Raw genomic sequence first — 7,447 nt, 5'->3', positions numbered from 1 at the left:
CGATGCCCCAGCCGCCGCCGGGCAGAAGCAACCGGCCTGGGCCAAGCGCCTGCACCGCCGCCAGCAGATGACCCATGCCGCGACCACCACCGCTCACACGTTGCGCGGTGGCGACGGCGGCGGCTCGGCGCAAGGCCCGAGCCTGCGCGATTCCGATTCATAAGGAGAAACGACCATGCGATTCAAGCGACCGCAGGTGCGCTATGCCGACACGCCGCAGCCTGCCACCCCCTACCAATCCGCCGCGCAGGTGTGGGACGAGCGTATTGGCTCGGCCCGCGTGCAGGCGAAGAACTGGCGGCTGATGGCCTTCGGCTGCCTGGTCCTGGCGCTGCTGATGGCCGGCGGCCTGGTCTGGCGCTCGGCGCAGTCCATCGTCACGCCCTACGTGGTGGAAGTGGACAACGCCGGCCAGGTACGCGCCGTGGGCGAAGCGGCCACGCCGTACCGGCCCAACGACGCGCAGACGGCGCACCACATCGCGCGCTTCATCACACTGGTTCGATCATTGTCCATCGACCCATCGTGGTGCGGCAGAACTGGCTCGACGCCTACGACTACACCACGGACAAGGGCGCAGCCGTGCTCAACGACTACGCCCGCAGCAATAACCCGTTCGCCCGTATTGGCCGCGAATCGGTGACGGTGCAGATCACCAGTGTGGTTCGCGCCAGCGACACGTCTTTCAACGTGCGCTGGACAGAGCAGCGGTATGTCAACGGCGCACCCACCGGCACCGAACGCTGGAACGCCGTGCTTTCAACCGTCCTGCAAACCCCGCGCACCGAACAGCGCCTGCGCAAGAACCCGCTGGGGATCTACGTCAACGGCCTGTCGTGGAGCCGCGAACTGGATTCCGAAGGAGCCAAGCCATGAACCTGCCTTTCCGCTTTTACGCTTTCGTGCTGATGTTCGCGGCCCTGTCGGGCTGCGCCTCGCAGGGCAAGCCGCCGCCGACCATCTCGCTCGATGAACCGGTGCAGGCGCAGCCCCTGCCCGAACCGCCCAAGCCGGTGGAAGTCGTCGCCGTGCCCGAGCCGCTGGCGCTGCCGGCGCAATTGAAGCCGCTACCGGACGTGGACGAGGCAGCGCCCGTGCCAGAGCCGGCCGACGAGAAGGTGCGCGTCTCGCGCGCCAATGCAGAAGCGCGCATCGCGCCGACCCGCGAGGCTACGTCAACGCGATTCAGGTGTGGCCGTATAGCGACGGCGCATTGTATCAGGTCTATGCGGCACCGGGGCGCGTCACCGTGGTTTCGCTCCAGCCTGGCGAGGAACTGGTGACGGTCGCCGCTGGCGACACCGTGCGCTGGATCGTCGGCGACACGTCCAGCGGCAGCGGCGAGGCGTTGCGCGTCAACGTGCTGGTCAAGCCCACCCGCTCGGGCCTGAAAACCAATTTGGTCATCACCACCAGCCGACGCACCTACCTGCTGGAACTGACCTCTACGGAAAAGGCGTGGATGGCCTCGGTATCCTGGGACTATCCACGCGACCGGATGCTGGCCTTGCAGCGCCAGGCGCAGGCGGCCAGCGCCGCCGCGCCAGTCGATACTGGCCTATCGCTGGAAAAGATCCGCTTCCGCTACGCCGTGTCGGGGAGCAACCCGCCGTGGAAGCCGCTGCGCGCCTTCGATGACGGCGAGAAGGTCTATATCCAGTTTCCGGCGGGCATCGCCCAGGGCGAGCTGCCGCCGCTGTTCGTCATCGGCGCGCAGGGTGACGGGCAACTGGTGAACTACCGTTTCCGCTCGCCGTACTACATCGTGGATCGCCTATTCGGCGCGGCCGAACTGCGGCTGGGCGGCGATGGCGGCGACGTGGTGCGGATTGAGCGCACCGATGGCGTGGCGCGGAGGAACTGACCATGAGCCAGGATGACACTCCCGACCTTGTCGCTCCGCAGGCGGGCAAGGTGGCGCCCGAGGCGGTGGCGCTGCGTGCCCAGCCGCGTCCGGTTACGCGCCTGAACCGGCGCACGCTGGCCATCCTCGCCGGCGGCCTGTCGGTCGCCGTGCTCGGCGCGCTGATGTGGTCGCTGCAACCGCAGCGGCGTGGAGCCAGCGAGCAGACCGAGCTTTACAATGTCGATCGAGTCTCGAAGTCGGAAGGGCTGGATGCGCTGCCGACGGACTACTCCAAACTGCCGCCGCCCTTGCCGCCCACCGTTCCCGAGCTGGGGCCGCCGCTGCCGGGCGATCTCGGCCCGGCCATCGTGAAGTCGCAGCAGCCGGTGGCAGCCGCCTACGCGGCTCCCGGTCACGACCCGAACGATGCGCTGCGCAAGGAAGCCGAAGCTGCCGCAGCATCGTCCGTGTTCTTCCGCTCGGGTGCGCAGAACGCCGCGCCGGTGGCGCAGTCGCAGGCCGCCGCTGCTCCGGGCTTCTCCGCCAATGCGGCGTTCGACCCGATGGCTGCCGGGCCGGCCTCAACGGCGGCCCAGCCCGCCGACCCCACGGCTGTGCAGAACAGGCAAGACCAGAAGGAGGCGTTCCAGCAAGCCGGAACCACGGAAACCCGTAATTCCGGCGACCTGCAAATGCCTGCATCGCCGTATCAAGTGATGGCCGGCACGGTGATCGCAGGCGCCTTGGTGACGGGCATCAACTCCGATCTACCGGGCGACGTGATCGCCACGGTCACGGAGCCGATCTATGACACGGCCACGGGCAAGTTTCTGCTGATCCCGCAGGGTTCGCGCATCCTCGGTCGCTACAACAGCCAGGTCAGCTACGGGCAGAGCCGCGTTCAAGTCGTCTGGAACCGGATCATCCTGCCCGACACGTCCTCGCTCACGCTTGACAACCTGGCCGGCACTGACCCGGCCGGCTACGCCGGCCTGGAGGATGGCGTCGATTGGCATTGGGATCGCATCTTCGCCGGCGCTGTGTTGACCACGCTGCTGGGCGTCGGTGCCGAGCTGGCCGCGCCGGAGAATCGACAGAACGGTGATCGCGTCATTATCGCCGGGCGCGACAGCGCGCAGGACAGCATCAATCAGGTCGGCCAGGAGATGACCCGGCGCAACCTCAACATCCAGCCCACGCTGACGGAGCGGCCGGGCCTACCGGTGCGCATCATCGTCAACCGGGATCTGGTGCTGCGACCGTACCAGCCGTTGTTCTTCAATCGGGGGACTTCACGATGACGACGCGCAAACTGCGGCTCGGGCCGCTGCCCAAGACCGAGAGCACCAAGGTCACATTCTCATGCCCGGCTAGCCTGAAAGCCGACCTTGACCGCTACGCCGCGCTGCACGCGCAGACCTACGGCGAAACCGTCGATGCGACGACGCTGATTCCACACATGCTGGAGGCATTTATGGCGGGGGATCGAGAATTTCGCCGTGGCACGAAGGTGCGCAAGAACGCAACGCAAATACGGCCTCTAACGGAGCGCCAAGACTCTCAGCAGCAAGGATGACCACTTAATGGAGTCATAAACCAGTGCGTTGATGACGGGCTTCGTTCCATGAACATCGCCCATGTCGGAACGCAGCTTTTGCATTACGAACGCTGCTTGATTCAATGAACCTTCGATGTTCGCGGACAGTGGCTTGTAGTCAGATTCAGACCATCCGATCTCGGTCAGCTCGCGCACCAGACCGTCTTTCACCTTCAAGGCGTCGATGGACTTCTTGATGCGCTCCTGGAACGATGCCTTTCCGGCATCGCCTAAGCCATACCGACCATAGATGTCGCTGGTCACAGCATCCAGGCTCCACAGGCTGCCGAGAGAGCGCCACTCAAGTCGCCATCGCGCAACCTGCTTGCCGCTTTCTGGATATCCGCATGCGCCACCTCGGGGATTTCGGCCAGCTCTGCGATATCGAATATCTCGATGGGGACGAGGGACGTCCCGGAGAACTTCCAGCCTACGCGAGAGAGCACTCGATCCAGCTCCTCTACGACATCGGGCCTGCGGCGCATCATTTCTTCGCAACAGATGGAGACGAAAGCGTTACGGCGCTTGTCATCCATCGCACCGACCTGTTTGTCGATCTCGCTCAGAAGCTGAGACTTCGACGCGCCATTCTGTGACTTTTGTTCAAGGTGCGCGAGACGGGACATGTCCAGATCGCCGTATCCAACGATCTGTTTGATATCACCAAAACTGAACTTTTCGGTCAGAGTGGATCGGATCGGCCCCCACGGAATCGCATTGCTTGTCATAACCATCTCGCCCCCTGTTGCCAGCCAGCTTTTTCATATCACGGCGATGCCGGTGACCACTGCGACTTTCGGCGTGAGCCACTATCGATCGTGTCGAAGCTTTGCACTATCATCGAATGACAGGTTGATCGTGCAGCCGTCATTCTCGACGATGCAGCACGCCCCGGCTAGTTTTCCCGATGCTCCTATGTGGCCCCCAGCAAGCGTTGTCGCCCGTCCCGAAGCCACTCGCAGGAAGCGCTAACCTAATGTCTCACATATAATTTTTGTCCCTCACAGCTTGTGCGCAGGGCCTTGACACAGGCCATTTTTTGTGGCCGCCAGCCCCCGGCGACCGTTACGCGGCGCCGAGAACTTCCCCGGAAGTTTTTTGTTAGGAGAGATGTCATGAGCGCATTCCATCAATTGGTTCTGCCAGGCCTGGGCGGCGGGGAGTTGTCGCTGGCGGAGTTTAGCGATCGGATCACGCTGGTGGTCAATGTCGCCTCGCAGTGCGGGCTGACGCCCCAGTATGCGGGCCTGGAACAGCTGCATCAGCAGTACCACGGACGGGGTTTCAGCGTGCTCGGCATACCCTGCAACCAGTTCGCCGGGCAGGAGCCGGGCAGCGACGACGAAATCCGCACGTTCTGCACGCTCAACTATGGCGTCAGCTTCCCATTGAGCGGCAAGCTCGAGGTCAACGGGCCGCAACGGCATCCGCTGTACCGCCTGCTGGCGGGTGAAGGCGCCGACTTCCCCGGCGACATCACCTGGAATTTCGAGAAATTCCTGGTCGCGATGGACGGCCGCGTACTGGCGCGTTTCTCGCCGCGCACCACACCGGACGATCCGGCCCTGATCCAGGCGATCGAGAGCGCGTTGGCCTGACGAGCCCTGCCCCAGGACGACGGCCGCCCCTGCGGTCGTAGTACCTTCCGCCCACTTCGCTGGTTCGCTGTCTGCTCCGCCGCGCGGCTCGCGCGCTTTCGGCTGCCCCCGCATCTCATCGTCAGCTACCCGAATGGCCATGCCATGGAATAAGCCGCATGGATGATGCTGGGCGGACGAGACGACCGGTCATATGCTCGCCGAATGAACAGACCAGCACGCAACGACAAGCGCGAACTGATCCTGACCAGGGGCGCCCAGGTGATGACCCGGCGGGGTTACCACGGCACCGGGGTACAGGAGATCGTCCAGGCCGCCGGCATTCCCAAAGGCTCCTTCTACCACTACTTCGCCAGCAAGGAGGATTTCGCCCTGCAGGCGCTGGCGTACATCTATGAGCCGCGGCTGGAGCGCTACCGGGCCGCGTTGGCCAATTCCGCGAGCGGCCCGCGGCAGCGCATCCTCGACTACTACGCCGAGCTGGTCGCGCACTTCGCCCGGCAGGAAAGGCCCGAATACCACTGCTTCATCGGCAGCCTGAGTTTCGAGATGGCCGAGTTGAGCCAGCCGATCGGCCGCCAGGTCTGCGCGATTCTCGCCCGCTCCGTCGAGTTGCTGGCCGCCTGCCTGGACCAGGCGCGCAATGCCGGCGAAATCGCCTCCGGCTGCGATTGCCCGGCCCTGGCGGAATTCATCGGCGATGCCTGGGAAGGAGCATTGCTGCGCATGAAAGTCGGCGGCGATGCCGCGCCGTTGCAGGTTTTCCTCGAACAGCTGGAGCGCCTGCTGGCGCCGGCTGCGTCCAGTTCGCCGGGCTGCGATGCCCGGTTGCCTTGCCCAATGCCATAAGGAGTCGATAGATGACCGCCAGCGTACAAGCCCTGTTCCAGCCCTTCGAGCTGGGCGCCCTGCGATTGCCGACCCGCGTGGTCATGGCGCCGATGACCCGCTCGTTCTCGCCCAATGGCGTGCCGACCGCCGATGTGGTCGAGTACTACCGCCGCCGTGCCGCTTCCGGTGTCGGCCTGATCATCACCGAGGGCACTACCGTCGGCCATGCCGCGGCCAACGGTTATCCGCATGTGCCGCGCTTCTACGGCGATGATGCGCTGGCCGGCTGGCAGGCGGTGGTCGAGGCGGTGCATGCGGCCGGCGGCAAGATCGTCCCGCAGCTCTGGCACGTCGGCAACGTGCGGCGCCTGGGCACCGAACCGGCGCCGGAAGTGCCGGGCTACGGGCCGATGGAAAAGCGCAAGGATGGAGAGGTCGTCGTCCACGGCATGACCCGGCAGGACATCCAGGACGTGATCGGCGCCTTCGCCCAGGCCGCGCACGATGCCAAGGCGATCGGCATGGACGGCGTGGAGATCCATGGCGCCCACGGTTACCTGATCGACCAGTTCTTCTGGGAAGGCAGCAACCAGCGCAGCGACGAATATGGCGGCAGCCTGGCCAATCGCTCGCGCTTCGCCATCGAGCTGGTCCAGGCGGTGCGTGCCGCGGTGGGGCCGGAGTTTCCGATCATCTTCCGCTTCTCGCAGTGGAAGCAGCAGGACTACAGCGCGTGGCTGGTGCAGACGCCCGAGGAACTGGCGGAATTCCTGGCGCCGCTATCGGCGGCCGGGGTGGATATCTTCCACTGCTCGACCCGGCGCTTCTGGGAACCGGAATTCGAGGGCTCGGAACTCAACTTGGCCGGCTGGACCCGTCGCCTGACCGGCAAACCGACCATCACCGTCGGCAGCGTGGGGCTGGACGGCGAGTTCCTGCAGTTCATGGTCAAGACCGACAAGGTGGCGCAGCCGGCCAATATCGAGGGCTTGCTGGAGCGCTTGAACCGTGAGGAATTCGACCTGGTGGCCGTGGGGCGGGCGCTGCTGGTCGATCCCGACTGGGCGGTGAAGGTACGGGAAGGGCGGTTGCAGGATATCCTGCCGTTCAGTCGGGAGGCGTTGAAGACGTTGGCATGAGGGGGGGGAGGCAGCAGAGGCTGGTTCTGTTGGTTCTGCGCCCGACCCTGGCTTCTCGTCCTTGCCACTTCGCGAGGTTGGCTTGATACCAGACTGGCAAGTTAGTGTGTTGAATGAAAGTTTTGCTTTCATTGGCGATTAACGAGCTGCTTGAGAGCTTGGTTTCGCCCTGCTGGGCGAGTTCCTTTTGGCAGTCGCCCGGATGGCCGGCCCCGCCAAAAGGAACCAAAAAGTCTTGCCCCTGCATCCGGCCCTGCGCTTCGCTCCGGGTCCGTTACTCGCTTCGCTCGCCCTCCGGGCCAGCCTGCGGCTGTTACTCCGCTACGCTCCGTTTCTCTCCATCGCCGCTTCAGGGGTCGGCTTACAAGGGCCATCCTTGGCCCTTTAAGCGGGGACGCCCAGTCCTTTCGCCGCATCCCTGCGGCTCAACCCCTTA

General features: G+C 64.7%; 7 protein-coding genes and 3 pseudogenes. 8 read left to right on the top strand and 2 right to left on the bottom strand.

Translation table 11 applies throughout. The annotated features are described in order from the left end of the window. The 5 genes and pseudogenes from BAY1663_RS24225 to BAY1663_RS24220 form a co-directional block, all read left to right on the top strand. Window positions 1-163, top strand: a pseudogene (locus tag BAY1663_RS24225) (P-type conjugative transfer protein TrbL); the annotation flags it as partial. 12 nt (window positions 164-175) lie between these two features. Then, window positions 176-876 (top strand): annotated as a pseudogene (gene trbF / locus BAY1663_RS21485) (conjugal transfer protein TrbF). Further along, window positions 873-1,864 (top strand): annotated as a pseudogene (trbG, locus tag BAY1663_RS21480) (P-type conjugative transfer protein TrbG). The pseudogenes trbF and trbG overlap by 4 nt, the downstream one beginning before the upstream one ends. A gap of 2 nt (window positions 1,865-1,866) precedes the next feature. Further along, on the top strand, window positions 1,867-3,147 hold the full coding sequence (locus BAY1663_RS21475; protein WP_037044881.1) for a TrbI/VirB10 family protein: 1,281 nt from the start codon (window positions 1,867-1,869) through the stop codon (window positions 3,145-3,147). Further along, window positions 3,144-3,422 (top strand): DUF2274 domain-containing protein, encoded by a 279-nt coding sequence (locus tag BAY1663_RS24220; RefSeq protein ID WP_023104052.1) that lies wholly within the window; start codon window positions 3,144-3,146, stop codon window positions 3,420-3,422. The genes BAY1663_RS21475 and BAY1663_RS24220 overlap by 4 nt, the downstream gene beginning before the upstream one ends. Here BAY1663_RS24220 and BAY1663_RS21470 read toward each other — a convergent pair. Further along, a complete protein-coding gene (locus tag BAY1663_RS21470) occupies window positions 3,387-3,707 on the bottom strand; it encodes a hypothetical protein (RefSeq protein ID WP_037044878.1) in 321 nt (106 codons plus the stop codon). The genes BAY1663_RS24220 and BAY1663_RS21470 overlap by 36 nt on opposite strands. Continuing rightward, on the bottom strand, window positions 3,704-4,171 hold the full coding sequence (locus BAY1663_RS21465) for a hypothetical protein (protein ID WP_128576433.1): 468 nt from the start codon (window positions 4,169-4,171) through the stop codon (window positions 3,704-3,706). Before BAY1663_RS21465 ends, BAY1663_RS21470 begins: the two co-directional genes overlap by 4 nt. A 387-nt stretch (window positions 4,172-4,558) precedes the next feature. Between BAY1663_RS21465 and BAY1663_RS21460 the strand changes: the two genes are divergently transcribed. From BAY1663_RS21460 to BAY1663_RS21450, 3 genes are all read left to right on the top strand, one after another. Continuing rightward, window positions 4,559-5,041 (top strand): glutathione peroxidase, encoded by a 483-nt coding sequence (locus BAY1663_RS21460; RefSeq protein WP_037044873.1) that lies wholly within the window; start codon window positions 4,559-4,561, stop codon window positions 5,039-5,041. Between the two features lie 204 nt (window positions 5,042-5,245). Continuing rightward, window positions 5,246-5,890 carry a TetR/AcrR family transcriptional regulator gene (locus tag BAY1663_RS21455; RefSeq protein WP_037044869.1) on the top strand — a complete coding sequence of 215 codons (645 nt, stop codon included), beginning with the start codon at window positions 5,246-5,248 and terminating at the stop codon, window positions 5,888-5,890. Window positions 5,891-5,901: 11 nt separating this feature from the next. Further along, window positions 5,902-7,011 carry an NADH:flavin oxidoreductase gene (locus tag BAY1663_RS21450; RefSeq protein WP_037044866.1) on the top strand — a complete coding sequence of 370 codons (1,110 nt, stop codon included), beginning with the start codon at window positions 5,902-5,904 and terminating at the stop codon, window positions 7,009-7,011. Window positions 7,012-7,447: the final 436 nt, after the last annotated feature.

Source organism: Pseudomonas sp. BAY1663 (assembly GCF_000582595.1).
Lineage (GTDB): Bacteria > Pseudomonadota > Gammaproteobacteria > Pseudomonadales > Pseudomonadaceae > Stutzerimonas > Stutzerimonas stutzeri_AF.
This window is presented reverse-complemented; position numbering and strand designations above follow the sequence as displayed.

Excerpts from the sequence above, each read along its gene's own strand:
- BAY1663_RS21460 (WP_037044873.1), top strand. The coding sequence starts at position 4,559 with ATGAGCGCATTCCATCAATTGGTTCTGCCAGGCCTGGGCGGCGGGGAG.
- BAY1663_RS24220 (WP_023104052.1), top strand. The coding sequence starts at position 3,144 with ATGACGACGCGCAAACTGCGGCTCGGGCCGCTGCCCAAGACCGAGAGC.
- BAY1663_RS21465 (WP_128576433.1), bottom strand. The coding sequence starts at position 4,171 with ATGACAAGCAATGCGATTCCGTGGGGGCCGATCCGATCCACTCTGACC.
- BAY1663_RS21450 (WP_037044866.1), top strand. The coding sequence starts at position 5,902 with ATGACCGCCAGCGTACAAGCCCTGTTCCAGCCCTTCGAGCTGGGCGCC.
- BAY1663_RS21475 (WP_037044881.1), top strand. The coding sequence starts at position 1,867 with ATGAGCCAGGATGACACTCCCGACCTTGTCGCTCCGCAGGCGGGCAAG.
- BAY1663_RS21455 (WP_037044869.1), top strand. The coding sequence starts at position 5,246 with ATGAACAGACCAGCACGCAACGACAAGCGCGAACTGATCCTGACCAGG.